The sequence below is a fragment of the Salinarimonas sp. genome (assembly GCF_046292825.1).
In the GTDB taxonomy this organism is placed as follows: domain Bacteria; phylum Pseudomonadota; class Alphaproteobacteria; order Rhizobiales; family Beijerinckiaceae; genus Salinarimonas.
Genome location: NZ_JBKBQG010000053.1, coordinates 1 through 25,727, shown reverse-complemented (window position 1 = coordinate 25,727; position 25,727 = coordinate 1). Strand labels below are relative to the sequence as shown.

The following is a 25,727-nucleotide window of genomic DNA, read 5'->3' as shown; positions in this document are numbered from 1 at the left end:
CCGCCGCGCCGCGCTCGCGCCCTGGCGGGGCGACGACGCCGCGCTCGCCGCGCTCGTCCTGCCGCCCCGCGCGAGGATCGACGCGCTTCTCGCCGAGCGCGAGGAGATCGCGCAGGCGCGCCGCCGCGCCGCCGCGGAGACGACGCGCTGCGAGGCGGAGATCGCGAGCCGCAAGGCCGATCTCGCCGCCGCCCGCGAGACCGGCAGCGTCGCGATCGAGGAGGCGGCGCAGGCGCGCGCGGACCGCGAGAGGGCCTGGGCCGCCCATCGCGCCGCGCTCGACGCCGGCAGCGCCGACGCCTTCGAGGCCGCGCTGCGCCGCGACGACGAGATCGCCACCCGACGCCTCGCCGCTGGCGCCGCCGAGGGGCGCCTCGCCGAAATCCATCAGGCGCTCGCACGGCTGCGCGCCGAGCACGAGCGCGCCGAGCGCGCGCAGGCCGAAGCGGACGCGCGGGCGGAGGCGCTCGCCGCCGCGATCGCGGCCGCCATTCCCGATCCCGCTTTCGCCGCCCTGCCGCTGGCCGACCTGCGCGAGCGCGTCGGCGCCCTCGACGAGGCCCGCGCGGCGCTCGACGGGGTGGCGCGCGCAGAAAAACTCGTCCGCGAGGCCGAGGCGGCGCTCGGCGAGGCGACCCGAGCGCTCGCCTCTTGTCTCGCCGCGGCCGAGATCACGATGCCGGATGCGCCTTTCGCCGCGCTCCTCGCCCGCGCCAGGAGCGTCGCCGAGGCGGCCGAGCGGCTGCGGGAGCGCCGCGACGTCGCCGCCCGCGCCGCCCGCGATCTCGCCGCGCGCGAGGAGGACTTCGCCAAGGCACGCGCCGCCGACGCGGACTGGCGGGGGGCGTGGGAAGCGGCCTGCGCCGGCACCTGGCTCGCCGACGGCGCGCTGCCGGACGCGGCCGACATGGCCGACATCCTCGCCCATGTCGAGCGGCTGCGGGGGCTGATCGAGGAGCGTGACCGGCTCGCGGCGCGCATCGAGGCCATGGAGCGCAACGAGGCGGCCTTCGCCGAGCGCGCGCATGGGCTCGGTGCCGCCCTCGGCCTCCCGGAGGCGCCGCCCGCCGCGCTCTTCGCGAGCGTCGAGACGGCGCTTCACGAGGCGCAGCGCGTCGCCCGCGAGCACGGCGCGACCGAGGCGGAGCTCGCGCAGGCGCGGCGCGACGTCGAGACCCATCGCGAGCGGCTCGCCGGCCTCGCCGCGCGGCTCGCGGAGATGGCGGACTTCTTCGGGCTCGCGGAGGCGAGCGGGCTCGGCGAGGCGCTCGCGACGGTCTCGCGACGGCGCGATTGCGCGAAATCCCGCGAGGAGACCGCGCGGGAGCTCGCCGAGATCCTCGGCGCGGAGGATCTCGCCGCCGCCCGCGCCGCGCTCGCCGGGGCCGATCGCGAGGCGCTCGATGCGGAGCGGGCGCGGCTCTCGGAGGAGGTCTCCCTCCACCGTCAGGAGGCGCAGGCGCGCTTCGCCCGGCTCTCCGAGGTGCGCCGGCAGATCTCCGCCATCGGCGACGACGATTCCGTCGCCCGGCTCGACCAGGACCGCGCCGCGCTGCTCGTCGAGATCGAGGAGCGGACGCGCGCGCATCTGCGGCTGCGGCTCGGCGTGCTCGCGGTGGGCGAGGCGATCCGGCGCTTTCGGGACCGCCACCGCAGCGCCATGCTCGAGCGCGCGGCCTCCGCCTTCGCCACGATCAGCGGCGGCGCCTACGTCTCGCTCGACGCCCAGCCCGGCCGCGACCGGCAGGAGGTTCTGGTCGCGATCGGCGCCGACGGCGGCTCGAAGCGGGTGAGCGACCTCTCCAAGGGCACGCGCTTCCAGCTCTATCTGGCGCTGCGCGTCGCCGGCTATCACGAATTCGCCCGCCACCGCACGCCGGTCCCCTTCGTCGCCGACGACATCATGGAGACCTTCGACGACGACCGCTCGGCGCAGGCCTTCCGCCTCCTCGCCGGCATGGCGGAAGTGGGGCAGGTGATCTACCTCACACACCACCGCCACCTGTGCGCCATCGCGCGCGAGACCTGCCCGGGCGTCGTCGTCCACGATCTCGCGTGACGCGGCCGCGCGGCGCGTCACGGCGTCGCGGACGATCCCTCGCGATCCCTGCTCCGCTCGCGCACGAGAGTCGCGCCCCGGTATGCCGCGCCGCATGAACGGCTGCGGTTGCGCGCGCGATCCGGGTGCCGGCTCAACGGGATGCCGCACCTGCGAAGACGGCCGGACCCGCGCCCGGGCCGCGCACCGCACCCCCACCGCACCTCGATCCGCTTCCCCCGCCTCACGATCCGCTCACGAGATCGCGTGTGGCCGCTCCGGGACGAAGTGCGCAGGCTCGGACGTGGGTGCTGGACCGCAGACGTCGGAGGATCCGATCATGCAGAACCGAACCGCCAATGCCGCAAACGCCGTCATCCCCGCAGACCCGCGACCGGTCGTGCGGGAGATCACCCCGGACGCGATCCTGGCCGCGCTGCGCGCCGGGTGGAGCGACTTCCTCGCCATGCCCTCGCATCTCGGCTTCGTCGCGATCTTCTATCCCCTGTTCGGGATCGTGATGGGCACTTTCGTGCTCTCGGAATACGGCTACGCGCTCGTCTTCCCGCTCGTCGCCGGCTTCGCCCTCGTCGGGCCGGTCGCGGCGGTGCCTCTGCTGGAGGTCAGCCGTCGGCGCGAGGCCGGGCTCGAGACGTCGTGGATCGAGGCCATCTCCGCCTTGAAGCGGCCCGCGCTCCTCTCGATCGCCCTCGTGGCGCTCCTCCTTCTCGCCGTATTCGCGGCCTGGATGAGCGCGGCTCAGGCGATCTTCGCGCATTTCTACGCGACGGACCTGCCCGCGGGTCCGCTTCCCTATCTCGGCGACGTGCTCACGACCGCCCGCGGCTGGGGCCTGATCGTCGTCGGCCACGCCGTCGGCTTCGTGTTCGCGGCGATCGCGCTCGCGATCGGCGTCGTGTCGCTGCCGCTCCTCGTCGAGCGCGACGTCGGCGCGGGGGTCGCGGTGCGCACCTCGATCGCGGCCGTGCGGCAGAACCCGCGCGTGATGGCGACGTGGGGCGCGGTCGTCGCCGGCGTCCTGATGGTCGCCTCGCTGCCGCTCCTCGTCGGCCTCGTCGTGGCGATGCCCGTTCTCGGCCACGCCACCTGGCACCTCTACCGCCGCACGATCGACCGCGCCTCGGTGGAGAGGACGCCGGTGCGGGGGTGACGGGACAGGGGGTGCTCACCGGGAAAGGCGAGGGAGCACCCCCTCGGTTAGCCGTCGATCCCGTAATTCGTCGCGAGATAGTCGAGAACCACCTCGTGCATGTCCTCGGGGAGCTCGGCCATGCCGTGCGTGTCGACCATCCATTCGAGCACCTCGTCCCAGACGCCGCGCGAGAAGCGCGAGCGCTTGACGATGGTGAGCGAGTGGCAGCCCTGGCAGGAATAATAGACGATCTCCTGCCCCTCGCCGGGCGGGAGCCCGCCGAACTCCTCCTCGGCCGAGGCCGGGGCGGCGGCGAAGGCGAGGAGGGCCGCCGCGACGGCGGCCCCCCGGAAACGCGAACCTCGTCTTGCCATCGCGTCCACCGCTCAGACCGCGATCACGGCGATGCGATGGCACGCATTGTTCATGTAGCCGCGCGGGTTCCAGCCCGGCACGACCATCGGCTGCGCGCGGCCCTTCTGGTCGGTGGCGCGCGCCCAGACCTCGTAATAGCCCACGCTCGGCGCCCGCACGTCGGCGCGCCAGCGCTGCCAGGAATAGCGGTTGGGCGGCGGCGAGACCTCGGCGCGCTGCCAGGTCGAGCCGTAATCGATCGAGATCTCGATGTCGGTGACCCAATCGTCGCCGGCCCAGGCATGGCCGCGCACCTCGAAGGGACGCCCGGCCGGGACCTCGGCATTCGTCTCGGGGAAGGTGATCACGGATTTGACGTTCATCGAGCCCATCACCGCCATGTCCGCGTCGGCCACCTCCGCGCCGGGCGCGACGGGGAAGCGCGGCATGCGGTAGGAGAGGCCGGTCATGCCGGCGCCGTCATGCTCGCGATCGCGCACCCAGATCCGGGTGAGCCATTTCTGCGAGACCGAGCCCGCCCAGCCCGGCGCGACGATGCGCACCGGATAGCCGTGCGCGGCCGGGATGTCCTCGCCGTTCATGCGGAAGGCGACGATGGTGTGGGGGTCCATCATCTTGTCGATCGGCCCGCCGCGGGAGATCGCCTGCCGGTCGGGATCGCCGGAGAGGTGCTCGTCATAGGAGAAATGGCCGGTATAGACCGCGCTCTGCTTGAGGCCCGCCCGGCGCAGGATGTCGGAGAGCCGCACGCCGGTCCATTCCGAATTGCCGATCGCGCCGACGGTCCACTGGTTGCCGCGCGGCGGCGGGTTGAAGCCGGCGCGCCCGTTGCCGCCGCATTCGAGCTGGAGCTTGAGGGTAACGTGCTCGAAATCCGAGACGAGCTGATCGTAGGTCAGCTCCATCTCGCTCTCGACCTCGCCGTCGATCTTCAGGCGCCAGTCGGCGAGGTCGATCTTCTCGGGCAGGGTGCCGTTGTTGCGGATGAAATGCAGCGAGGAGGGGGTGACGTCGTCGTCCATTAGATGGGCGGGCGTCTCCATGTTGACCGGGCGGTCGTTGTGCACGACGAGCCCCTCGTCCTTGCCCTCGAGGCGGAAGTCCGAGACGGTCTCGGCGAGCGCCGCCGGGATCAGCCCCGCCGGCATGTTGCGGCTGAAGGGGATCGTGGCGCCGACCGCCGCGCCCATCGCGGCGAGGCCCGCGCCCATGAGGAAGCCGCGGCGATCGGCCTCCGGCCTGCGTCCGAACACGACCGCGTCGGCGCGTTCGGGATCCTCGGCGTAGAGCTCGCAAATTCCGCGTTCTTTCTTCGTCGACATCGGCGCATTCCCTCTTTTCGCTGTTGTTTCGATGCTGCCTCGGGGGCACGGATGCATGCGCGTCCTTGCATGATAGTAGCGGTTGCCGGGAATGGCTGCAATACCTGCTTTATCCCTACCAATACGTGTGCACGTTCGCTCGAATCCATCCACTCGCGGCAATTCGCCGCAAGGCTCGCGGCAGGGTTGCCACCCCGCCGCGGCTCGGGTGCGCGCGCGCGCTCACGCTACCGGGAAGGTCTTGGGCGAGATCGTGTAGGACGAGCGCCCCGCCCAATCCTCGGCGGCGACCGCGCCCTCGGCGCGATATTGCGCCTCCTGCAGCGCCGCCGCGGCGGCCTCGTGGTCCATGGTGAGGACGCGCCCGTCCTCGACGACCGTCTCGCCGTCGACGATGACCGTCCGCACCGCGCGCTCGGCCGCCGCGTAGACGAGCGAGCGCAGGGGATCGCGGACGGGGCGCATCGCCTTGTGCGTCGTGTCGACGAGGACGAGGTCGGCCTTGGCGCCCACCGCGATGCGCCCGATGTCCTCGCGCCCGATCGCCTTGGCGCCGTTGAGCGTCGCGGCGGTGAAGACGTCGGCGAGCCGCAGGTCCCACACGTCCTCGCTGACCATCCGCGAGCCGATCGCGGCCGCGCGCATCTCCTCGAGCATGTTGTGGGGGAAGGTGTCGGTGCCGATGCCGACATTCACCCCCGCCCGCAGATACGAGCCGAGGGTCTGCATCGCGATGCCGCGGCGCTGGAAGACGACGGGGCAATGGGCGACGCTCGTGCCCGTCTCGACGAGCGTGCGCAGGTCGCCGCGCTTGGGCCAATTGAGCGCCGAGGAATGGTGGTCGAGATAGATGCCGTGGCCGACGATCGAGCGCGGCGAGAGGACCCCCAGGCTCTCGAGCCACTCGATCGGCGTCATGCCGTGGCGGCGGGTGATCTCGTGGAGCTCGACGACGCTCTGCGCGGCGTGGATCTGGAAGGGCAGGCCGCGGGCTTGCGCCTCCGCGAAGCTGTCGCGGATGAGGTCGGGCGTGCAGGTGTCGATCTGCGAGGGCGAGATCATGCCCGACAGGCGCCCCGACGGGTGGCGCTCGGCGGCGTCCACGAAGGCGAGGGCCTGCTCCATCGCCGCGCGCCCGCCGTCCTTGGACCACTCGTATTCGACGACGTGACCGTTCTTCGTGTACCAGCGCGCCGAGCGGTAGAGCGGCGAGACGACGCCGCGCAGGCCGCTCCCCGCGAAGGTCTCGATCCAGCCGTCCCAGGCGCCCGACATGTCGACGAGCGTGGTGACGCCCGACAGGAGGAGCTCGCAATAGGCGACGGTCGCGGCCGCCGGCGTCCCCTCCGCGTCGGGGCGGAACAGCGGCATGAACTCGTAGAGCGAGGAGCCGTAGAGCTTCGCCGAGCCGAGCTCGTCGTTCCAACCCTTGTTGAGCGGCTCGGAGCCCGGATGCGAATGGATGTCGACGAGCCCCGGCATCACGAGGAGCCCGCGCCCGTCGATCCGCCGCGTCGCCTCGCCCGCGAAGCCGGGCCCGACATGCACGATCCGATCGCCCGCGAAGGCGACGTCGGCCCCCTCGAGATAGACGTGGCCCCCACGGCCGGCATCGTAGGCGACGACGAAGGAGGCGTTCTCGATCACGGTGGTCATGGGGCTTGCGTTCCTCTCTGGGGTCGTTGGGTGCGGCGTGCGGTCCGGGTCGTGCATGGCCGGCGCTCGCGAGCCGCCGGGAGGAGATGGCGTGGAAGGGGCGAGAGCCCGCGCGACGTGCGAGGATCGCACGGGCTCGCGCGGACGGGCCAAGCGGGGATTCCTCACGCCGACATTGGGGAATGCGCCCGGATTGCACGTCGGCCACGGGTTGTTTCGCGGGACGTGCGGGGTCTAGCCTGAGGGCCTGAGCGCTTCGCGAGAGAGCGCAAGAGGAACGGAGACTTCATGCTGAACCAACGCTTTGCGGGGCTCCTCGCCGGAGCCCTGGTCGCGGGCGGCTGCGCGCTCGCGACCGCCCCCGCCCTCGCCCAGGACACGACCGGCGCCGTGAAGGCCCGCGGCCATCTCCTGTGCGGCGTCTCGCCCTCCTCCGCCGGCTTCGCCTTCGCCGACGATCGCGGCGAGCGCCGCGGCTTCGACGTCGACATCTGCCGCGCCGTCGCCGCCGCCATCCTCGGCGACCCGACCGCGGTCGAGTTCGTGCCGCTGAACACCAACGTGCGCTTCCAGGCGTTGCAGACGGGCGAGATCGACATCCTCTCGCGCCAGACGACCGCGACCTTCACCCGCGACGCCTCGCTCGGCCTCGATTTCGGGCCGACCGTCGTCTATGACGGCCAGGGCCTGATGGTGCCCGTCGCGCTCGGCGTCTCGAGCGCCGAGGAGCTCGCCGGGGCGGCGATCTGCCTCCTGCCCGGCACCACCACGCTCCAGAACCTCAACGACTTCTTCGGCCCGCGCGGGATCGAGTACGAGGCGGTCGTCTTCGAGAACACCGACGAGTGGCGCAACGCCTTCTTCTCCGGGCGCTGCGACGCCATCACCTCGGACCGCACCGACATCGCCTCCGTGCGCGCGGTGGCGAACGACCCGAGCGCCTACGTGATCCTGCCCGAGACGATCTCGAAGGAGCCGCTCGCGCCGGTGGTGCGCCAGGGCGATTCGACCTTCCGCGACATCGTCTCCTGGACCGTCTTCGCGCTCTTCGCGGCAGAAGAACTCGGCATCACCTCGGAGAACATCGACGAGATGATGGACAGCGAGGAGCCGGAGGTGCAGCGCCTCCTCGGCAAGACCGGCGAATTCGGCCAGATGCTCGGCATTTCCGACAGCTGGGCCTACGACGCGATCAAGGCGGTGGGCAATTACGGCGAGGTGTGGGAGCGCAATCTCGGCGAGAACACCGCGCTGGGCCTCACGCGCGGTCCCAACCGCCTGTGGACGGACGGCGGGATGATCTACGCGCCGCCCTTCCGCTGAGGGTCCGTGTGAGACATGGGGCGGCGGCCGCCGCGCGCGGGCGCCGCCCGTCCCGCATCGCCGACGAGAATCACGCATCGTGATCCGCGCATGGGATCGAGAGGACAGGACGCCGCCGCTCTCCTTCCCCTCAGGGGAAGGTGGCCCGGCGCCGAAGGCGACGGGTCGGATGGGGTTTTTCGCGCCGAAGGCGCGAAGGGGCGTCGTCGTAGAGCGCTTTACGTACGGAGAAGCCCGACGCCCCTTCGACCCTTCGGGTCGAAAGACCCCATCCGTCTCGGGATGCTGTTCGCATCCCGAGCCACCTTCCCCTGAGGGGAAGGAAAAGGGAGCGCCACGATCTCCGACCTATCCATACGAGGATCAAGATGTGTGCACTTCGTAGTCCGCATCGCCAAGGACGCCGATGAAGACCTCCTCCGCTGAGAGCGTGTCCCTCGTGCGCCTGATCTACGACGTTCGTGTGCGCGCGATCCTCTACCAGATCCTCGCGGTCGTGGGCGTGGTCGCGATCGGCTGGTACCTGTTCTCGAACATGTCCGACAAGCTCGCGCGCCAGAGCATCGCGACGGGCTTCGGCTTCCTCTCGCGCGAGGCGGGCTTCACCATCTCGCAGGCCTTCATCGAGTACCGCCCCTCCGACACCTATGGGCGCGCGCTCCTCGTCGGCATCGTCAACACGCTGTGGGTCTCGTTCTTCGGCTGCATCCTGGCGACGTTGATCGGGACGATCGTCGGGATCCTGCGCCTGTCGTCGAACCCGCTCCTGCGGCTCCTGATGCTCGCTTATGTCGAGGCGCTGAGGAACGTCCCGCTCCTTCTCTATCTCTTCCTCTGGTACGCGATCATCGTCGCGGTGCTGCCGGGCGCGCGCGATGCGCTCAACCCGCTGCCGGGGATCTATCTCAGCAATGGCGGGCTCTACGTGCCGAACCTCGCCTGGAGCGGCGCCCATGCGGGCGTCCTCGTCGCCCTCGCGCTCGGCATCGCGGCCGCGATGCGCATCGCGGGGACGATGCGGCGCCGGCGCATCGAGACGGGGCGCGAGCGGGCGGTCTGGCCGTTCGTCCTCGCCGCGATCGCCCTGCCGACGCTCCTCGCCTTCCTCGTCCTGCGGCCGGACACGACAATCGACTGGCCGAGCGTCGGCCGGTTCCGGATGGCGGGCGGCCTGCATCTGACGCCCGAATTCACCGCGCTCCTCGTCGGCCTCTCGCTCTCGGCCTCCGCGGCCGTCGCCGAGATCGTCCGCAGCGGCATCCAGTCCGTCGCCAAGGGGCAGTGGGAAGCGGCGCGCGCCATGGGCCTGCACGAGGGCGCGACGATGCGCCTCGTCGTGCTCCCCCAGGCCTTGCGCGTCATCGTGCCGCCGATGACGAGCACCTATCTCTCGCTCGTCAAGAATTCCTCGCTCGCCATCGCCATCGGCTATCCCGACCTCGTGATGGTGGCCAACACCACCATGAACCAGACCGGCCAGGCGATCGAGGCGATCGCCATCTTCATGATGGTCTATCTCGGGCTCTCGCTCGCGATCTCGGCCTTCATGAACTGGTACAACGCGCGCGTCGCCATCAAGGAGCGTTGAGATGACGACGACCGCGCTCGAAGCCGCGACGACGCGGATCGCCCCCGCACCCGGGGGCCCCGTCTCCCCGCCCCCCGCCGAGCCGCTCGCGCCGCCCCGCCGCGCGGGTGCCCTGCGCCGGGTCCTCTGGCCCTACGTGAACACGCCGCTCAACGCGCTGATCACGCTCGTCTGCCTCGCGCTTCTCGTTCGGGTCGGCGTCGTCGCCTACGATTGGCTCTATGCGCGGGCGGTCTTCGTGGGCGATCCGCAGGATTGCCGGGCGGCGGCCGGCGCCTGCTGGCCCTTCGTCGTAACGAAGCTGCGCTTCATGGTCTTCGGCTTCTACCCCTACGACGAGCATTGGCGCCCGGCGCTCAGCCTCACGATCTTCCTCGCGACGATCGGCGTCTCGATGGTGCCGCGCTTCTGGAGCCGGCGGCTCGTCTGGCTGTGGGCGGGATCGATCGCGACGATGGCCGTCCTGATGCTCGGCGGCGTCTTCGGTCTCGCTTACGTCTCGACGACGCGCTGGGGCGGGCTGCCGCTCTCCTTCATGCTCTCCTTCGTCGGCCTCGCCGTCGGCTTCGTCTTCGGCATCGTGCTCGCGCTCGCGCGCATGTCGAGCATGCCCGCGATCCGGATCATGGCGATCGTGTTCATCGAGGTGGTGCGCGGCGTGCCGCTGATCTCGATCCTGTTCATGGCGACCGTGATGCTGCCTCTGTTCATGCCGGACGGGGTGACCATCGACAAGCTTTTGCGCGCCCAGGTCGCGATCATAATCTTCGCCGCCGCCTACATCGCCGAGACGGTGCGCGGCGGTCTCCAGGCGATCCCGAAGGGGCAGCGCGAGGCCTGCGGCTCGCTCGGCATGACCTATTTCCAGGCGATGCGGCTCGTGATCCTGCCCCAGGCCTTGAAGATCGTGATCCCGCCGCTCGTGACGATCTTCATCGGCTTCTTCCAGGACACGACCCTCGTCACCATCATCGGATTGCTCGATTTCCTCGACACGGTGCGCGCCTCGATGCGCGATCCCGACTGGCAGGGGATCGCGGTGCTCGAAGGCTACGTGTTCGCGGGCTTCGTCTATTTCGTGTTCAGCTATTGCATGGGCGCCTACAGCCGCTGGCTCGAGCGGCGCCTGCGCACGGGGCATGCTTGAGGCGCCGGCTCTGGAGGTCGCGATGTCGGATGCGGACGGGGAGGGGATCTCGGCGGTCCGCCACGGCCACCGGGCGGTCTACGATGCGAACGGTGCGGCGTTCGATGCGCGGCGTCTGCGCGTGCTCTACGAGCGGGACTGGCTCGAGCGCTTTCTCGCGCACGTCCCCGAGGGCGGGCGCGTGCTCGATCTCGGCTGCGGGGCGGGCGAGCCGATCGCGCGCTTCCTGATCGATCGGGGCTGCGAGCTCGTCGGCCTCGATTTTTCGGCGACGATGCTCGCGATCGCGCGGGAACGCTTTCCCGGAACGCGCTTCGTGGAGGGCGACATGCGCGGGCTCGACCTCGCAGAGCGGTTCTGCGGCATCGTCGCCTGGGACAGCTTCTTCCACCTCACCAAGGACGAGCAGCGCGACCTGATCCCGCGTCTTTCCGCCCATCTCGAGCCTGGCGGCGCGTTCCTCGCGACCGTCGGCCCTCGGGAGAGCGAGGGGATCGGGCGGGTCGGCGACGGGCCGGTCTACCATGCCTCGCTCTCGCCGGAGGAATACGCGGCGCGCTTCGCGGATGTCGGCATGACGATCGCGCGCTTCGTCGCCGAGGATCCGGATTGCGACCGCCGCTCGGTGATCCTGGCGCGCCTCCGTTCTGGCCGGCGGGCGTGACGGGGACGCAAGTGTCGGCCCTCGTGTGCGTGTCGGCTCCGCGCACGTGGCGACTTCGCGGCGGACCGCTCTTCTTGCGGCAAGCCGCTTCTGCCGGCTCGGCGCTGCGTCGTTGCCGGCAAGGCCGAGGACGGGGGCCAGATGGAGAGAATGTCTCACAGGCTCGCAGCGGCGGCCCGGCTGGCTGGCGCTCGCCTCGTGCGAGTGCGTTCGAACGTCCGCTTCGGCTCTTCGGCGATGAAATGCCCTGGCCCGACCTCGACGAGTCGCGAACGCGGCGGCGCATCGTGCGGGTGGCGGACGAGGACGGGCGCCGCGGGCGCTTCGGGAAGGACGGCGCCGGCCGCGCGACGCCGCGGATCCGGAACAGGCACCGCCGCGAGCAGGCGGCGCGTGTAGGGGTGCCGCGGATCGTGCAGGACGTCCGCGGTCGGCCCGGTCTCGACGATCTGCCCGGCATACATCACGGCGACGCGGTGGCTCACCCGCTCGACGACCGCGAGATCGTGGGAGATGAACAAGAAGGCGAGGCCCTCCTCCGCCTGAAGCCGTGCCACTAGATCGGTCACCTGCCGCGCGACCGAGACGTCGAGCGCCGAGACCGGCTCGTCGGCGACGATCAGCGCCGGGCGCACGGACAAAGCGCGAGCGATGCAGATGCGCTGGCGCTGGCCGCCCGAGAACTGGTGCGGGTAGCGGTCGATCGCGTTCGCGTCGAGCCCGACGCGTTCGAGGAGCGTGCGCGCGAGATCCCGGCGCTCGTCGCCGGTCAAGCTGCCGTGGATATCGGCCGGTTCCGTGACGAGATCCACGATCGGCAGGCGGGGGTTGAGGCTCGCGAACGGATCTTGGAAGACCATCTGCGCGTGGCGCCGCCTGTCTCGCAGCGCAGCGCCCGCGAGACGGGTCACGTCCTCGCCCAGAAGCCGGATCGAACCCGATGCCGGCTCGACGAGGCGCAGGAGCGCACGCGCGACGGTCGACTTGCCGCAGCCCGATTCGCCGACGAGGCCGAGCGTCTCCCCACGATGGACGCAGAGGCTGACGCCGTTCACCGCATGGTGGTCGCGGGCGCTGCCCGGCATGAAGCCGCGCCGCACGGGATAGCGCACCACGAGATCGCGCGCCTCGATCACCGGCTCGCCGCGGCGCTCGAGCGGAGGCGGAGCGCCCGCCCCGAGGCGCGGTGCGGCGGCGAGCAGCATGCGGCCGTAATCGGAGCGCGGCGCCGCGAAGACGTCCGTCACGCGCCCCGCCTCTTCCATCCGGCCGCGTCGCAGGACGACGACGCGCTCGGCGATGTCGGCGACGACCCCCATGTCGTGCGTGATGAACAGGACGCTCATCCCGAGCTCGGCTTGAAGAGTGCGGATGAGCGCCAGGATCTCGGCCTGCGTCGTCACGTCGAGAGCGGTCGTCGGCTCGTCGGCGATGAGGAGTTCCGGCCGGCAAGCGAGGGCGATGGCGATCATCACGCGCTGTCGCAAGCCGCCCGAGAGTTCGTGGGGATATTGGTCGAGCCGTCGTGCGGCGTCGGGAATGCGCACGCGGTCGAGCGCGTCCCGAGCGGCGGCGCGGGCGCGGGCCGCGTCGAGCCCCTGGTGCAGCCGAAGCACCTCCGCGACCTGGTGCCCGAGCGGCATCACCGGATTGAGGGCGGTCATCGGCTCCTGGAAGACCATGGCGATGCGGTTGCCGCGCACGCGGCGCATCGCACGCTCGTCGAGCGTCGCGAGATCGATCGGCGCGGGCCCGCCCATCGAGAGGCTCCCGCGCGTGATCCGTCCGCCCTCGCGCTCGACGAGCCGCATGATCGCGAGCGCGCTCGCCGATTTGCCCGACCCGCTCTCGCCGACGAGCGCGACGGTCTCGCCGGCGGGGACGTCGAAGGAGAGGCCGTCCACGGCCTGGGTTTCGCCGAAGGCGATCGCGAGATCGCGTACGGACAGGAGCGGGGCGGCCATCGCGTCAGCGCTCCCCGGCGCGGCGCTCGCGCAGCCCGGGATGGGTCCGGAACTCGGGGAGCGGCGTCGTCCACCGATGAGCCTGCGGGCGGAAGCCGAAGGCGATCGGATCGCGCCCGACGACCTCCCAGCGCACGCTCTCGCCGAGTTCGAGCACCCCCATCGCGCCCGCCGGCTCGCCCTGCGTGGTGAAGCTCTCGGTCAGGGATTGCTGCGTGAGATGGGTGATCCCGTCGATCGTCGTGATCGTGTTCCAGTGGACGTGCCCCGCGATGCAGACGACCGGCACCCGAGCGAGCGCCAGGGCCGCGCGCACGCGATCGGCGCCCGGATAGGTCGCGCTGCCGGGATTGTTCTGGAAATAATAGTTTCCGCTCTGCGCATGGCCGGAGACGGGCACATGCGAGACGACCAGCAACGGGCGATCTGCCGCCTGGACCGTGCGCGCGAGCCAGATCAGATCTTCCTCGACGAGGACGAACCCCACGTGCTCCGACCCGCGCCGGATGCGCGCGTCGGCACGCCAGAGCACGATGCGCCAACCCTCGAGATCGCGGATCTCGTGAGACAGGCTCTGCCCGAGGATCGCCTCGTTCTCGGCGCGGCTCAAATGGTCGAGATCGTGATTGCCGCACACGTGCAGGGCCTGTGCGGGCACCGCGCGGAAGGCGTCCGCGACCTCGGCCGCGAGCCGCCGGTCCGTTGCCGCGTCCACATCCGAAATGCGGTCGCCGAGATCGAGCAGGGCGGCGGGTCGGACGTCGGCGACGAAACGGGCGAGTTCGCCCATCAAGGGCAGGGCCGCGTCGCCGCGCTTGGCGGTGGAGGGCGGCCCATGGTGGATGTCGGTCACGATGGCGAGGCGCAGCGTCATGGTCGTGTTTCCGTTCACGTGCGGAGGACGGGCGTGAACCCGCCGCCGGGAGCGGCGGGTTCGGTCGCGCGCCGCGGTCAGTTCGTGTCGAACGAGATCGCGCCGGCGCGGAAGTCGAGCACGTAGGGGATGTGCCCGGGCTGCGGCGCCCAGTTCACTCCCTGCCGCATCGCCCAGCTCTCGAAGGGGCGATAGAGCGGCAGAAGCGGCGGGTCGGCCTCGATGCGCGCCATCAGCTCGGCATAGGCGTCCCGGCGTGCGCCGATGTCGGTCGAGAAGCGGAAGCGCTCCCAGATCGCCGCATAGTCGGCATCCGTGTTGAAGCGCCCCTCCGATTCGGCCGGACCGTTGGGCGCCCACATCACGCCGAAGGAGCCGAACGGGTCGGCGAAATACATCGGGTTCGACCAGGTGCGCACCATCATGTTCGGGTCGTTGCCGGTCCATTGCGGAACGGCGTTGATGCGCGCGTTCACGCCGACGGCCGCCCACATCTCCAGGATCGCCTGGGCGGCGAGGGTGTCGTTCGTGTAATAGGACGGCGAGTGCATGTCGTAGACGATCTCGAAGCCGTCGTAGCCGGCCTCTTCGAGCAGACGACGCGCCTCCTGCGGGTCGTGGCGGAAGGTCGTCAGTTCCGGCATGTAGAGCGGGCCGAATTCGGACATCGTATGCGTGGTCGGAACGACGGCCTTGCCGAGCCACAGCGCCTCGTTGAGGAGATCGCGGTCGATCGCGAGCGAGAGCGCCCGGCGGATGCGGGGGTCGCGCATCTGCGGATGGTTGGCGTTGAAGATGATCACGTGGAACAAGGCCGTGTTCGAGCCCACCGCCTTCATCGCCGGATCGGCCTCGATGAGCGCGAGCTGGTCGGGAGCGATGTTCGTCGCGATGTCGGCCTCCCCGGTGCGCAGCGCGGTCAGCCGCGAGGCGACCTCGGGCACATGGCGCACCGTGGCGCGCGCGAGCGGGGCCGGCTCGCCCCAGAAATCGTCGAAGCGCTCGTAGACGATGCGCTGGCCGGGCACGAATTCGGCGACGCGGTAGGGGCCGGTGCCGACGGGAGCCAACGACATCGCCTCGAAATCCGCGTCCTCGACCGCGTTCGGATCGCCGGCGAGGCCCTTCACGTAGGCCTCGGGGACGATGAAGAGCTGCTGGAGGCTCAACAGCGTCTCCCAGAGCGTCTCCTCGCGGAACGTGTGCACCCGCACGGTCAGATCGTCGACCTTCTCGGCGCGCTCGAAATTGGCGAGACGGTCGCGCCGACGGACCTGGTAGGGCGGGAAGGTCGCCTGGAACATGCGGTTCAACGAGAAGACGACGTCGTCGGCGGTCATCGTCGAGCCGTCGTGGAACTTGACGCCCTCGCGCAGCCGCAGCTCCATCGTGGTCGGCGCGACGAGCTCCCAGGAGACGGCCAGGCCCGGCTTCCATTCCGGCTCCATCTTCGCGTAGTCGCGGTGGATCAGCGGGTCGAAGATGTTGAAGTAGAATTGCGAGCCGACGTTCGAATGGTCGCGGCCGGGGTCGAGATAAACCGACATGTTGCCTGCCGCGACGGTGATCTCCTGGGCGTTGGCGGCACCGAGGCCGGCGACGAGGATCGTCGCGAGGGCGGTCGATTTCAGAAGCGCTTTCATGACGGTCTCCGTTCGAGATCGCCCGCGGCGCGGGCGAGGGGGTCAGCGTTCGCGCAGCCGCACGTCGGCGCGGTCGCGCAGCCAGTCGCCGAGGATCTGCACGGCGAAGGTCACGGCGAGGATCGCGAGCGCGGGGGCGAGCACGATCCAGGGTGCTGTCGGCATGAAGTCTCGGCCAACGCCGACCATCGCGCCGAGCGTCGCGGTCGGGGGCTGCACGCCGAGGCCGAGGAAGGAGAGGGTGCTCTCGAGGAGCACGATGTTGGACACGCTGAGCGTGAACTGCACGACGAGCGGCGAGACGAGATTCGGCAGAAGATGGCGCATGGCGATGCGCGACGGGCTCGCTCCTGCTGCGCGCGCGGCCTCCACGAAGGGCATGCGCACGAGCTTGATCACCTCGCCGCGCACGATGCGGGAATACTGCTCCCAGCCATAGAGCCCGAGCACGACCACCATCACCGGCAGCGCGTTGCCGAAGATCGTCAACACGAACAGGGCGACGAGCGTGAACGGGACCGCGATCTGCGCATCGACCGCGCCCATCACGGCGGCCTCGACACGCCCGCCGGACAGCCCGGCGAGGAGGCCGAGCGTGCCGCCGATCAGGAGGCCGATCAGCGCGCCGGCGAAGGCGAGGGCGAGCGTGAGGCGCAGCCCGTGGAGCGTGCGCGAGAGAAGATCGCGTCCGAGCTCGTCCGTCCCCAGCCAGAAGCCGGCCCGCGCGCCCTCGAAGCCCATGGGCGGCCGAAACCGGTTGAGGAGGCTCTGCGCGTTCGGATCGACGGGCGCGACGAGCGGGGTGGCGAGCGCGAGCCCGACGAGGACGATCGCAACGACGAGGGCGAGGCGCTGGATGGCGTCCATCCGGCCGACGGCGAGCAGAAGGGGGGCGAGGCGACCGATGGGGGCGAGGCGGAGAGCGCGCATGGCTCAAGCCCTCCCTGCACGACGCAGGCGGGGATCGGCCCAGGCATAGGCGAGGTCGATCAGCGCGTTGACGACGATGACCGCGAGCGCCACCGTGAGTACGCCGAATTGGAGGACGGGATAGTCGCGCCGGATGGCCGAGCGCACGAGAAGCTCTCCAATCCCCGGCCAGGCGAAGATCGATTCGACCACGACGGACCCTGCGGCGGCGAGGCCGGCGATCTGCAATCCGACGACGGACAGCAGGGTGATGCCGGCATTTCGCAAGCCGTGACGCAGGACGACCACGTGCTCGGCAAGACCCTTGGCGCGCGCCGTACGCATGTAGTCCTGGCCGAGCACGTCGAGCATCGCGTTGCGGGTGAAGCGAGTCAGCGCCGCGATCAAGCCCGCGGCGAGCGTCACGGTCGGCATCACGAAATGCGCGACGCTCGCATTGCCGACGACCGGCAGGAGGTTGAGCCAATAGGAGAAGGTCAGCACCAGAAGGACGCCGAGCACGAAGTTCGGGACCGCATAGCCGAGGAAGGCGAGCGTCGTCGCCGCGCTGCCGACCCAGCTCGTGCGATGCAAGGCGGCGACGATCCCGAGCGGGATGGACACGATCAGGGTCAGCGACGTCGCCGAGAGAAGAAGCTGTGCCGACGGCCAGAGGCGCTCGGAGACGATGTCCGCGACCGGGCGGCGCTCGATGTAGGAGAGGCCGAACTGGCCGTCGAAGAAGGCGCCGAGAAAGGCGCGATACTGCGCGAGCCACGAGCGATCGAGCTCGTAATAGCGAATGAGTATCTCCCGGTCCTCGCGCGAGAGGCCTTCGCCGGCGATGAAGTCGATCGGATTGCCGGAGATGCGGGTGGCGAAGAAGACGAGCGTCACGATCGCGAGGAACGTGAGCGTCATGCGTGCGAGCGTGCTCGCCATGTAGGTCAGCATCATGCGGCTCCCTGCGCGATCTCGACCGTGCCTCGCGGACGCGCGGCCGGCTCGTCGCCGGGACGGCGGACGAGGACGAACGGCACTCCGGCGGCCTGCGCGGCGAGACCGTCCGTCGCGGCGGTGTCGCCGATGAACACGGCGTCGCACGCCGCCACCGCGGATCGGTCGAGCGCCCTCCGGACGAGCCCCGGCGCCGGCTTGCCGACGACGATCGCGGGCGTCACCGCGACCATCGCGGCGAGCGCCGCCATCAGCGCGCCCGTCTCCGGCACCGGCGTGCCGTCGGGTCCGGGATGAGAGGTGTCGGGGTTCGAAAGCCACAGCTCGGTTCCGCGATGGGCGAGCGCGGCGAGCTGCGCGAGGTCCGCCAGATCGAAATCGGGCGCTCGGGCGAGGAGCGCGATCTCCGCCCGGTCGCGATCGGGCCTCAGGCCGAGCCGTTCGGCCAAAGCCACGATCGGCTCGCTCGCGAAGAGCGCGACGCGCGCACCCGGGCGCCGGCTCGCGAGAAGACGGACGGCTTCCTCTCCGGCGAGCACGAGGCGCGCGGGAGCGATCGGCAGCGCGATGCGCTCGAGCTGGGCGGCGAGCGTCGCGGCCGTGTCGCTCGAATTGTTCGACACGATCGTCAGGCGCTCGCCGAGCCGCGCCACGAGCCGGCAGGCATGGGGCAGCGGCTTTCCGCCCGCGATCAGACACCCGTCGAGATCGGCGAGCACCGCGGGGCGCTCCGCAGCGGGGCTGTCCAGGAATTCGTCCAAACCGATGGCTCTCACGTCACACCCACCTTGCGACGACGGACCGACCCGCCGTTCGTGATCGGGCGCGACGCTCGGCGCGGCGTGTTACGTGCCTGTTACGGACGCGAGCTAGGCTTGCGGACCATGAAAGCCGAGCCTTCATCGCTCCCGCGCAACCTCACCCCGGCACGCCTGCGCGCCCTTTTGCAGGTGGTGGAGGACGGCTCGTTCTCGGGTGCGGCGCGCAGCCTGGGTCTGAGCCATACGGCGGTCGCCCAGCAGATCCGCGAACTCGAGGCCGAGCGCGGTATCCGGCTTTTCGACCGCATCGACGGCTCGCTGCGCCCCACCCCGCTCTGCCGCGAGCTCTGCGAGATCGGCGAGCGGATCCGAGAGGCCGAGCGCGATGCCGAGCGCATCCTCGCCCGGCGCGATGCGGGAGGCCGTGACCGCCTGCGGGTCGGGCTCGGCAATTCGATGCCTGGAATTGCCCTCATCGGCCAGGTCATCGCGAGCTACCGCACGCTGTCGGTCAGCGTGGTCAGCGGCTCGCATCACGACATCCTCTCCGCCGTGCTCCGGCGGGAGGTCGACGTCGGCATCCTGCCGGACGTCCCGGAAGACCCACGCCTGCGGCGTGCGATCCTGTTGCGGCAGGAGGTCGTCGCCATCGTCGCGGCGGAACGCCCGCAGCTCGTCGGCGAGACCGCGACCCTCGCGGAGCTCGCCGAGCGACCGTTGATCTTCCGCTCCAGGGGGTCGTCGACCCAGCGTGTGGTCGACCGCGCCTTCCGTCGCGCGGGCCTCGCGCCCGCACCGGTCTTGACGGTCGACAGCCGCGACACGGTCTACGAGGCGGTGGCGATCGGCGTCGGCATCGGCTTCATGTGGCGTCACGGAACCCATCGCGCGGATGCCGTGCGCCGCATCCGCGTTCCGGAACTGCAGCCGGGAGCCGAGGAGGTGGTGTTCGCCCTCGACGACGAACGCAACGCGGTCGTCGACCTCGTCTTCAGCACGGCGTCGCTCTGGGCATCGCGGGAGCGACGCGCCGAGCCGAAGCGGCAGCAGGCGTGACGCCGTTCTCTTTAAGCGAGGCGAATCCGGGTGTGGGCGCGGGAAGATCGTCTCCCTCGCCGCCTCGGATCGGCGTCGAGCGGGAGGTGCGGCTCGATTTGGAGCCCGGGGCGGCCGCGTGAGCCGCGGCCGGGCTGTGCCCGGCCCGCGAACGCAAAAAACCCCGCGTCGGGGGTCCGATCGCGGGGTTTTTTTGGGTTTGGTTGCGGGGGCAGGATTTGAACCTGCGACCTTCAGGTTATGAGCCGTTCCGAACGAACCATGAACGATTGCGACGGTTTGCGTATTCCTTCGACATTTCCGCCACTTCGCGCCCCCTGCCCTGCATGCGCCATACGCGCGATTGCGCGGAAAATGGCAGCACTTTGCCCCCTCTTGCTTCCACAATGCTTCCGCGTGGGCGCGGAGTGATGGTCACGGTAGCAGGTTGCATCAAGTGGCTTGCATCGCCCTGAAAACTCCGGTGATGGGCGCCCAGGCGGTGCCTTGGCTTACGGCGCGTTGCGCTGCGAAGGGTCGCGGGTGAAGGCGGCGGGGCGGTCGGCCGCGCCCTCGGCGCGCTGGCGACGGGCGGCCTCGGCCCACCAAATCAGCTGCGCGAGGGTCCGGCCGATATAGCTGTCCCATCTATCCCCATCGACGCTGGGTGCGTAGCCGCCCTCCTCCGCAAAGACCTCCTGCGCCTTGGGCACATGGATCATTGCCGAGACCGGCAAGCAGCCAAGCTCCGACAGGAAGGTGCGCATGTTCACCGCCGCGCGCGTCCCACCCCATTGCCCGGCGGAATAGGTCGCGATCGCGCTCGGCTTGTAGGCGTAGAGCGAGCTGCCGAAATGGTTCAGCAGATGCGCAAGCGCCGGGCTCATCGAGTGATTGTATTCCGGACTGACCATGACGAAGCCGTCCGCCGCCTCGATCCGCTGCGCCAGATCCTCGAGCGCCGCAGGTGCCTTGCCCTGCGCATGGGCGAAATGCGGCTTGAATGCCCCGCCGAGGTCGAAATCCAGCGGATCGACCAGCCCGACGGCGTGGCCCTCGGCCGCGAGCAAGCTCCGGCAAGCCCGGGCCACCCGCTCCCCCAACCGTGCAGGGCGCGGCGGCGTGCTGTCCCGCACGGAGCCGAGGAAGACCAGCAAATTTAGGGCCATGACAAACTTTCCACCTTGCTTCGATTCTGGCCGCTCATTCAGCAAGGCTCCAGAATCCAGACTTCCTGCCATGCCCCTCCTTCAGCCGGACAACGTAGGCGTCGTGCGTCTCGAACGCGCCGAAGTCCGGGATGTCGCGAGCGAGCCGGGCGCAGCTGGCCAAGTGCTCGGCGGCATAGCGATACCGCTTCGCCCGCGATCGGGTGAGCGTGAAGTCGATCATCGCGCGGAGCACCAACGTCGCAGCCAGCGCGTGACGCTCTGTCAGAGCCTCCGCCGCAGGTGCCAGGTATTCGTAGTAGTCGCCGTCGATCTCGTCATGCCGGGCCACCAGGAGTTCGGCGGCGCGATCCGGCGCCGGCCAGTCGAGGAAGAACTGCAGGGCGTGAAGAAGGCTCGGATAGGCCATGGCTTGCGCCATTGCCCGCTCTTCGGCTTCGATGTCGTCGAAGTCGGGAAGCCGCTTGAGAAAGGCCCGCAGGTAGCTGTCGGAGAGCGTGCGCTCGAAGCAGTCCCACCGGAACGCCTGCGCCTCCTCGCCGCGACCCAGCGCCTCCAGCGTCTGAAGGCGAACGTCCTGCCAGGCCAGCGGAACCCGCAAGCCGTCGCCGAGCTCCGCGCGCTCGAGGAACCCCAGCGCCTCACCCGCCCTGCCGGCTGCGATCAGACGCTGCGCGATTTCCGCCGCGATCTGCGGCACCTTGCGGGTCTTCGGATCGTACTGGACGATGAAGCCGTCGACGTCGCCCTGCGCGTCGGCGATGTCCTTGAGCGCCATGGCGACCGTGCTCGTGCGCTCGCGCGCCCGCATTTCGTGCTCGTAGGTGGTGCCGCCCGGCCCCCAGCCCACCGCCTTCCATTGATCCTTTGACGGCACTGGCACGGGCGAGCGACCGAGGTCCTCCGCCATCGCTTTCAGGGTCGCCAGCCCCTCGGCGCCGAGCGCCGGGGCCATGATGCCGATCAGGCCGTCATACTGGCCATAGCCGTTGTCCTGCAGCGCATCGAGAACAGTGCCGGCAAGCGCCTGCGGGTCCGGCCGGACCTTCCCCGCGAGATGGCCCAGATCGGCGCAGGCCTGGCGGAAGATGCCAATGACAGTGCCGCTGGAGTCGTCGCAACGCTCGAACACCGGCGTGGCCAGCGCCATGAACCGCCACATGAGCGCGAGCGCCTCGTCCGGATCGGCCGACGCGATCTGCTCGACGATGGCGCGCCGCTGCGTTTCGAGATCCGTGACAAGCGCCTTGCGGTTCTTCCAGGTGATGAAGCTGCGGGCGCGGGCAATGCTGGTCAATCGCTTGGTGATCTCCCGCGCGGCCTCCCTCGGGCTCTGGGCCCCGGCCAGCGCGAGCCGCAGCTTGCGCTTGGCCGCCGCGTTCCCGGTGCTGACCTCGATCAGCAGTTCTGCCAGGCGCTCTGCGCCCAGCGCCTCGAGGTTCTTGGCATTGAGGGTGGTCTTGGAAGCCATCGGATCGCCAGTTTCTTTTCCCCGAGCCTATCAGCGCTCCGCGGGCACCGGAACCTGCGTTGTGATTCGCGCGGCTCGTCGATTCCCCGCTCCACCGCGCTGAAACGCCTTGCGCGAAAATGCGCGCCACTTCCTTTTTCTTCGCTATTTCAATGTGTTCGTTGACTGTCTCTGGCACTTCAGCACTCTGGAACGGAGGAAGCACCACCGAAGGTCGCCATGCCCAAGCTCACCAAACGCATCGTCGACGCCGCCGAGGCTCAACCCGCCGAGTATTTCGTCTGGGACAGCGACATCCCTGGCTTCGGGCTGAGGGTGCTGCCGAGCGGGCGCAAGGGCTACGTTGTCCAGTACCGCGCCGGACGCCGGTCCCGGCGGATCAGCCTCGGGCCCAGCACGGTCCTGACCTGCGAGCAGGCCCGCAACCGCGCCATCTCCATTGTCGCCGCTGCGCGCAATGGCGCGGACCCCGCCGCCGAGCGGGACGCGGGGCGGAAGGCGATCACCGTGAAGGAACTGTCGGAGCGGTTCGACAAGGAACACATCGCGATCCGCGTGAAGGCGAGCACGGCCAAGGAGTATCGCCGCAACCTCGAACGCTTCATCCTGCCCGCGTTTGGGCAACTCACGGTCACGGGCATCACCCGGGCGGACGTGGCGAAGTTCCATCACGACCTCCGCCACATCCCCTATCAGGCGAACCGCTGCCTCGAAGTGGTTTCGAAGATGTTCAGCCTCGCCGAGATGTGGGGCCTGCGTCCGGACGGCACCAACCCGCGAAAGCACATCCGGAAGTATCCCGAGGAGAAGCGCGAGCGCTTTCTCAGCGCGGCCGAACTCCGCCGGATCGGTGAGGTGCTGCGAGAGATGGCGGCGGAGGGGATTGAACTGCCATCAGCAATCCTCGCCGCGCGCTTGCTGATCCTGACCGGCTGTCGGCTGAACGAGATCATGACGTTGAAGTGGGCATACTTCGATCTGGCCGAGCGCATGCTGCGCCTGCCGGATTCCAAGTCCGGCGCCAAGGTCGTCCATCTCGGACTGCCTGCCGTCGATCTGCTCCGCGGCGCTCAGCGCATCGACGAGAACCCGTGGGTCATCACCGGCACCCTGCCGGGCAAGCGCCTGAGCGATCTCCAGCCCTTCTGGCAGCGCGTTCGCGCCCGCGCCGGGGTGAAGGACGTCCGCATACACGACCTGCGCCACACCTTCGCGTCCACGGCAGTCGCCTCGGGTCAGGGCCTGCCGATGATTGGCAAACTTCTCGGCCACACGCAGGTCCAGACCACGGCGCGCTACGCCCATCTGGCGGCCGAGCCTGTGCGGATGGCGGCGGACGCGGTGGCGCAGAACCTCCGGCAATCCTTGGGATAATCGCGCCGAACTAAGCGGGCACTCTCTCGATTGAGCGCCACCCTTCAGCCATAGACCGAGCCACCGCGAAAATCGGCACCCACACATCCAAGACGCAGTAGGCCATCCTACAGCAAGATTCACCATTGACAGCACAGATGCGCGCACCTACCTTCTGTAGCGAAACATACAGAGGAATTTCGATGCGCCTCGCCGACGCCTGCACCATCCACACCGGCTACACGGCCCGCGGCAGACTGGAACCGGCGGCAGCCGGGGGCGTGCTGGCAATTCAGTTGCGGGACATATCCCCCGAGGGCATCGTCGATCCCGAGCGGCTCACCCGCGTCCAGCTAGACGGCCTTGCCGAGCGGTACTTTGTCCGCACCGGCGACGTGGTGTTCCGCTCGCGCGGTGAGCGAAACACGGCCTCCGCCCTGGACGAACGCCTGCAAGAACCCGCCCTTGCGGTGCTCCCGCTGATGGTGCTGCGTCCGAAGCGTGATGTGGTGACGCCGGAGTATCTGGCGTGGGCCATAAACCAGCCTCCCGCCCAGCGCCATTTCGACAGCGCGGCACGCGGCACCAACATTCGAATGATCCCGCGATCCAGCCTCGACGATCTCGAACTCGATGTCCCGGACATCGAAACTCAAGGAAAGATCGTCGTGGTCGATGCGCTGGCCGAGCGGGAGCGGGAGCTCACCCAGCTCGCCGCCGACACACGAAGAAAGATGATCAGCCTGCTCCTCGTCGAACGAGCGAACAGCACGCGCCCCAAGACGAGGCAGGAAAGGACGTCCACATGACCGACCAACTCACTCAGCAGCAGGTCAACCAGACGGCCTGGGCCGCATGCGACACCTTCCGGGGCGTTGTCGATGCCGGCCAGTACAAGGACTACATTCTGGTGATGTTGTTCCTGAAGTACATTTCTGACCACTGGAACGATCACCTCGAAACCTATCGCAAGCAGTATGGCGGGGATGAAACCCGGATCAGGCGCAGGCTGGAACGCGAGCGCTTCGTCCTACCCGAAGGCGCCAGCTTCTACGATCTCTACGAGGCGCGGAACGAGCCCAATATCGGCGAGCGGATCAACATCGCGCTGGAGCGGATCGAGGATGCCAACCGCGCCAAGCTTGAAGGCGTGTTTCGCAACATCGACTTCAACTCCGAAGCCAACCTCGGGCGCGTCAAGGACCGCAACCGTCGCCTCAAGAACGTGCTGGAGGATTTTGCCAAACCCGCGCTTGATCTGCGCCCCAGCCGGGTGACCGAGGACATCATCGGCGAGTGCTACATCTACCTCATCTCGCGCTTTGCCTCCAACGCGGGCAAGAAGGCTGGCGAGTTCTACACGCCCTCCGCCGTCTCTCGCCTGCTGGCGAAACTGGCGGCGCCCAAGCCGGGCGACACGATCTGCGACCCGGCCTGCGGGTCCGGATCGCTGCTGATCCGTGCGGCCGAGGAAGTCGGATCCGAGAACTTCGCCCTCTACGGCCAGGAAGTGAACGGCGCGACCTGGGCGCTGGCACGGATGAACATGTTTCTTCACGCCAAGGATGCCGCGCGCATCGAGTGGTGCGACACCCTCAACAGCCCCGCGCTGGTCGAAGGCGACCACCTGATGAAGTTCGACGTGGTGGTGGCCAATCCCCCGTTCAGCCTCGACAAGTGGGGCGCGGAGAGTGCGGACACCGACCAGTTCAAGCGTTACTGGCGCGGCATCCCGCCGAAGTCCAAGGGCGACTACGGCTTCATCACCCACATGATCGAAATCGCCAAGCGCCAGAGCGGCCGGGTGGCCGTCATCGTTCCGCATGGCGTGCTGTTCAGGGGTGGGGCCGAGGGGCGTATCCGCCAGGCGTTGATCGAGGAGAACCTGCTGGACGCGGTGGTGGGACTGCCCGCCAACCTGTTTACGACCACGGGCATCCCAGTGGCCATTCTGGTGTTCGACCGCTCCCGCGAACAGGGCGGCGCGAACGAGGACCGGCGCGACGTGCTGTTCATCGACGCCTGCAAGGAGTTCACGCCGGGCAAGACCCAGAACGTGATGGATGAGGCCCACATCGCCAGGGTGCTGGAGACCTATGCTTCGCGGGCGGAGACACCGAAATACTCCCACCTCGCCAGCCCCGAGGAGATCGCCGAGAACGACTTCAACCTCAACATCCCCCGCTACGTCGACACCTTCGAGGCGGAGGAGGAAATCGACGTCGCCGCCCTGCAGAAGCAGATCAACACCATCGAAGCCGAGCTGGCCGAGGTGCGCGGGAAGATGGCTGGCTACCTGAAGGATCTGGGCGTCGATGTCTGAGG

At 69.4% G+C, this 25,727-nt stretch carries 20 protein-coding genes and 1 pseudogene; 10 read left to right on the top strand and 11 right to left on the bottom strand.

Going from position 1 to position 25,727, the window contains the following annotated elements:
* Positions 1–2,059: pseudogene (locus ACK4UM_RS18480) on the top strand (hypothetical protein); the annotation flags it as partial.
* Positions 2,060–2,378: 319 nt separating this feature from the next.
* Positions 2,379–3,209 (top strand): DUF2189 domain-containing protein, encoded by an 831-nt coding sequence (locus ACK4UM_RS18475; protein ID WP_409802309.1) that lies wholly within the window; start codon positions 2,379–2,381, stop codon positions 3,207–3,209.
* Positions 3,210–3,256: 47 nt separating this feature from the next.
* On the opposite strand, the gene ACK4UM_RS18470 is transcribed toward ACK4UM_RS18475, so the two are convergent.
* The 3 genes from ACK4UM_RS18470 to ACK4UM_RS18460 all read right to left on the bottom strand — a co-directional run bounded on the left by ACK4UM_RS18470 (position 3,257) and on the right by ACK4UM_RS18460 (position 6,544).
* On the bottom strand, positions 3,257–3,565 hold the full coding sequence (locus tag ACK4UM_RS18470; RefSeq protein ID WP_409802308.1) for a hypothetical protein: 309 nt from the start codon (positions 3,563–3,565) through the stop codon (positions 3,257–3,259).
* Between the two features lie 12 nt (positions 3,566–3,577).
* Complete coding sequence (locus ACK4UM_RS18465; RefSeq protein ID WP_409802307.1) at positions 3,578–4,888, bottom strand: sulfite oxidase; 1,311 nt, start codon at positions 4,886–4,888, stop codon at positions 3,578–3,580.
* Between the two features lie 222 nt (positions 4,889–5,110).
* A complete protein-coding gene (locus ACK4UM_RS18460) occupies positions 5,111–6,544 on the bottom strand; it encodes an amidohydrolase family protein (protein ID WP_409802306.1) in 1,434 nt (477 codons plus the stop codon).
* A 288-nt stretch (positions 6,545–6,832) separates the two neighbouring features.
* Here ACK4UM_RS18460 and ACK4UM_RS18455 point away from each other — a divergent pair, with 288 nt between their 5' ends.
* The 4 genes from ACK4UM_RS18455 to ACK4UM_RS18440 all read left to right on the top strand — a co-directional run bounded on the left by ACK4UM_RS18455 (position 6,833) and on the right by ACK4UM_RS18440 (position 11,266).
* Positions 6,833–7,867 (top strand): amino acid ABC transporter substrate-binding protein, encoded by a 1,035-nt coding sequence (locus ACK4UM_RS18455; protein WP_409802305.1) that lies wholly within the window; start codon positions 6,833–6,835, stop codon positions 7,865–7,867.
* 406 nt (positions 7,868–8,273) lie between these two features.
* On the top strand, positions 8,274–9,455 hold the full coding sequence (locus ACK4UM_RS18450; RefSeq protein ID WP_409802304.1) for an amino acid ABC transporter permease: 1,182 nt from the start codon (positions 8,274–8,276) through the stop codon (positions 9,453–9,455).
* A 1-nt stretch (position 9,456) separates the two neighbouring features.
* A complete protein-coding gene (locus tag ACK4UM_RS18445; protein ID WP_409802303.1) occupies positions 9,457–10,602 on the top strand; it encodes an amino acid ABC transporter permease in 1,146 nt (381 codons plus the stop codon).
* A 22-nt stretch (positions 10,603–10,624) separates the two neighbouring features.
* The gene (locus ACK4UM_RS18440) at positions 10,625–11,266 is read left to right on the top strand and encodes a class I SAM-dependent methyltransferase (protein WP_409802300.1); all 642 of its coding nucleotides are present in this window, start codon (positions 10,625–10,627) and stop codon (positions 11,264–11,266) included.
* 155 nt (positions 11,267–11,421) lie between these two features.
* On the opposite strand, the gene ACK4UM_RS18435 is transcribed toward ACK4UM_RS18440, so the two are convergent.
* The 6 genes from ACK4UM_RS18435 to ACK4UM_RS18410 form a co-directional block, all read right to left on the bottom strand.
* On the bottom strand, positions 11,422–13,230 hold the full coding sequence (locus ACK4UM_RS18435; RefSeq protein WP_409802296.1) for a dipeptide ABC transporter ATP-binding protein: 1,809 nt from the start codon (positions 13,228–13,230) through the stop codon (positions 11,422–11,424).
* 4 nt (positions 13,231–13,234) lie between these two features.
* Positions 13,235–14,104, bottom strand: coding sequence for a metallophosphoesterase family protein (locus ACK4UM_RS18430; RefSeq protein ID WP_409802293.1), 870 nt, complete (start codon positions 14,102–14,104; stop codon positions 13,235–13,237).
* A 77-nt stretch (positions 14,105–14,181) separates the two neighbouring features.
* The gene (locus ACK4UM_RS18425; protein ID WP_409802290.1) at positions 14,182–15,747 is read right to left on the bottom strand and encodes an ABC transporter substrate-binding protein; all 1,566 of its coding nucleotides are present in this window, start codon (positions 15,745–15,747) and stop codon (positions 14,182–14,184) included.
* A gap of 42 nt (positions 15,748–15,789) precedes the next feature.
* Positions 15,790–16,677, bottom strand: coding sequence for an ABC transporter permease (locus tag ACK4UM_RS18420; protein ID WP_409802287.1), 888 nt, complete (start codon positions 16,675–16,677; stop codon positions 15,790–15,792).
* Positions 16,678–16,680: 3 nt separating this feature from the next.
* The gene (locus tag ACK4UM_RS18415) at positions 16,681–17,613 is read right to left on the bottom strand and encodes an ABC transporter permease (RefSeq protein ID WP_409802283.1); all 933 of its coding nucleotides are present in this window, start codon (positions 17,611–17,613) and stop codon (positions 16,681–16,683) included.
* On the bottom strand, positions 17,610–18,374 hold the full coding sequence (locus tag ACK4UM_RS18410; protein ID WP_409802280.1) for an HAD hydrolase-like protein: 765 nt from the start codon (positions 18,372–18,374) through the stop codon (positions 17,610–17,612). Before ACK4UM_RS18410 ends, ACK4UM_RS18415 begins: the two co-directional genes overlap by 4 nt.
* Before the next feature lie 54 nt (positions 18,375–18,428).
* Between ACK4UM_RS18410 and ACK4UM_RS18405 the strand changes: the two genes are divergently transcribed.
* The gene (locus tag ACK4UM_RS18405; RefSeq protein ID WP_409802277.1) at positions 18,429–19,430 is read left to right on the top strand and encodes a LysR substrate-binding domain-containing protein; all 1,002 of its coding nucleotides are present in this window, start codon (positions 18,429–18,431) and stop codon (positions 19,428–19,430) included.
* Positions 19,431–19,921: 491 nt separating this feature from the next.
* Here ACK4UM_RS18405 and ACK4UM_RS18400 read toward each other — a convergent pair whose 3' ends face one another.
* Both ACK4UM_RS18400 and ACK4UM_RS18395 read right to left on the bottom strand, forming a co-directional pair.
* Positions 19,922–20,578 carry an NADPH-dependent FMN reductase gene (locus tag ACK4UM_RS18400; protein ID WP_409802274.1) on the bottom strand — a complete coding sequence of 219 codons (657 nt, stop codon included), beginning with the start codon at positions 20,576–20,578 and terminating at the stop codon, positions 19,922–19,924.
* Between the two features lie 34 nt (positions 20,579–20,612).
* Positions 20,613–22,049, bottom strand: a complete 1,437-nt coding sequence (locus tag ACK4UM_RS18395) for a DUF6880 family protein (protein WP_409802270.1) — start codon at positions 22,047–22,049, stop codon at positions 20,613–20,615.
* A gap of 219 nt (positions 22,050–22,268) precedes the next feature.
* Between ACK4UM_RS18395 and ACK4UM_RS18390 the strand changes: the two genes are divergently transcribed.
* The 3 genes from ACK4UM_RS18390 (at position 22,269) to ACK4UM_RS18380 (ending at position 25,725) form a co-directional block, all read left to right on the top strand.
* Positions 22,269–23,423 (top strand): tyrosine-type recombinase/integrase, encoded by a 1,155-nt coding sequence (locus tag ACK4UM_RS18390; protein WP_409802266.1) that lies wholly within the window; start codon positions 22,269–22,271, stop codon positions 23,421–23,423.
* Between the two features lie 182 nt (positions 23,424–23,605).
* Positions 23,606–24,211 (top strand): restriction endonuclease subunit S, encoded by a 606-nt coding sequence (locus tag ACK4UM_RS18385; RefSeq protein WP_409802263.1) that lies wholly within the window; start codon positions 23,606–23,608, stop codon positions 24,209–24,211.
* Positions 24,208–25,725, top strand: coding sequence for a type I restriction-modification system subunit M (locus tag ACK4UM_RS18380; RefSeq protein ID WP_409802259.1), 1,518 nt, complete (start codon positions 24,208–24,210; stop codon positions 25,723–25,725). Before ACK4UM_RS18385 ends, ACK4UM_RS18380 begins: the two co-directional genes overlap by 4 nt.
* The last annotated feature ends 2 nt before the right edge of the window (positions 25,726–25,727 follow it).

Coding starts and splice junctions, on each gene's coding strand:
- ACK4UM_RS18475 (WP_409802309.1), top strand. CDS start 2,379: ATGCAGAACCGAACCGCCAATGCCGCAAACGCCGTCATCCCCGCAGAC.
- ACK4UM_RS18470 (WP_409802308.1), bottom strand. CDS start 3,565: ATGGCAAGACGAGGTTCGCGTTTCCGGGGGGCCGCCGTCGCGGCGGCC.
- ACK4UM_RS18465 (WP_409802307.1), bottom strand. CDS start 4,888: ATGTCGACGAAGAAAGAACGCGGAATTTGCGAGCTCTACGCCGAGGAT.
- ACK4UM_RS18460 (WP_409802306.1), bottom strand. CDS start 6,544: ATGACCACCGTGATCGAGAACGCCTCCTTCGTCGTCGCCTACGATGCC.
- ACK4UM_RS18455 (WP_409802305.1), top strand. CDS start 6,833: ATGCTGAACCAACGCTTTGCGGGGCTCCTCGCCGGAGCCCTGGTCGCG.
- ACK4UM_RS18450 (WP_409802304.1), top strand. CDS start 8,274: ATGAAGACCTCCTCCGCTGAGAGCGTGTCCCTCGTGCGCCTGATCTAC.
- ACK4UM_RS18445 (WP_409802303.1), top strand. CDS start 9,457: ATGACGACGACCGCGCTCGAAGCCGCGACGACGCGGATCGCCCCCGCA.
- ACK4UM_RS18440 (WP_409802300.1), top strand. CDS start 10,625: ATGTCGGATGCGGACGGGGAGGGGATCTCGGCGGTCCGCCACGGCCAC.
- ACK4UM_RS18435 (WP_409802296.1), bottom strand. CDS start 13,230: ATGGCCGCCCCGCTCCTGTCCGTACGCGATCTCGCGATCGCCTTCGGC.
- ACK4UM_RS18430 (WP_409802293.1), bottom strand. CDS start 14,104: ATGACGCTGCGCCTCGCCATCGTGACCGACATCCACCATGGGCCGCCC.
- ACK4UM_RS18425 (WP_409802290.1), bottom strand. CDS start 15,747: ATGAAAGCGCTTCTGAAATCGACCGCCCTCGCGACGATCCTCGTCGCC.
- ACK4UM_RS18420 (WP_409802287.1), bottom strand. CDS start 16,677: ATGCGCGCTCTCCGCCTCGCCCCCATCGGTCGCCTCGCCCCCCTTCTG.
- ACK4UM_RS18415 (WP_409802283.1), bottom strand. CDS start 17,613: ATGATGCTGACCTACATGGCGAGCACGCTCGCACGCATGACGCTCACG.
- ACK4UM_RS18400 (WP_409802274.1), bottom strand. CDS start 20,578: ATGGCCCTAAATTTGCTGGTCTTCCTCGGCTCCGTGCGGGACAGCACG.
- ACK4UM_RS18395 (WP_409802270.1), bottom strand. CDS start 22,049: ATGGCTTCCAAGACCACCCTCAATGCCAAGAACCTCGAGGCGCTGGGC.
- ACK4UM_RS18390 (WP_409802266.1), top strand. CDS start 22,269: ATGCCCAAGCTCACCAAACGCATCGTCGACGCCGCCGAGGCTCAACCC.
- ACK4UM_RS18385 (WP_409802263.1), top strand. CDS start 23,606: ATGCGCCTCGCCGACGCCTGCACCATCCACACCGGCTACACGGCCCGC.
- ACK4UM_RS18380 (WP_409802259.1), top strand. CDS start 24,208: ATGACCGACCAACTCACTCAGCAGCAGGTCAACCAGACGGCCTGGGCC.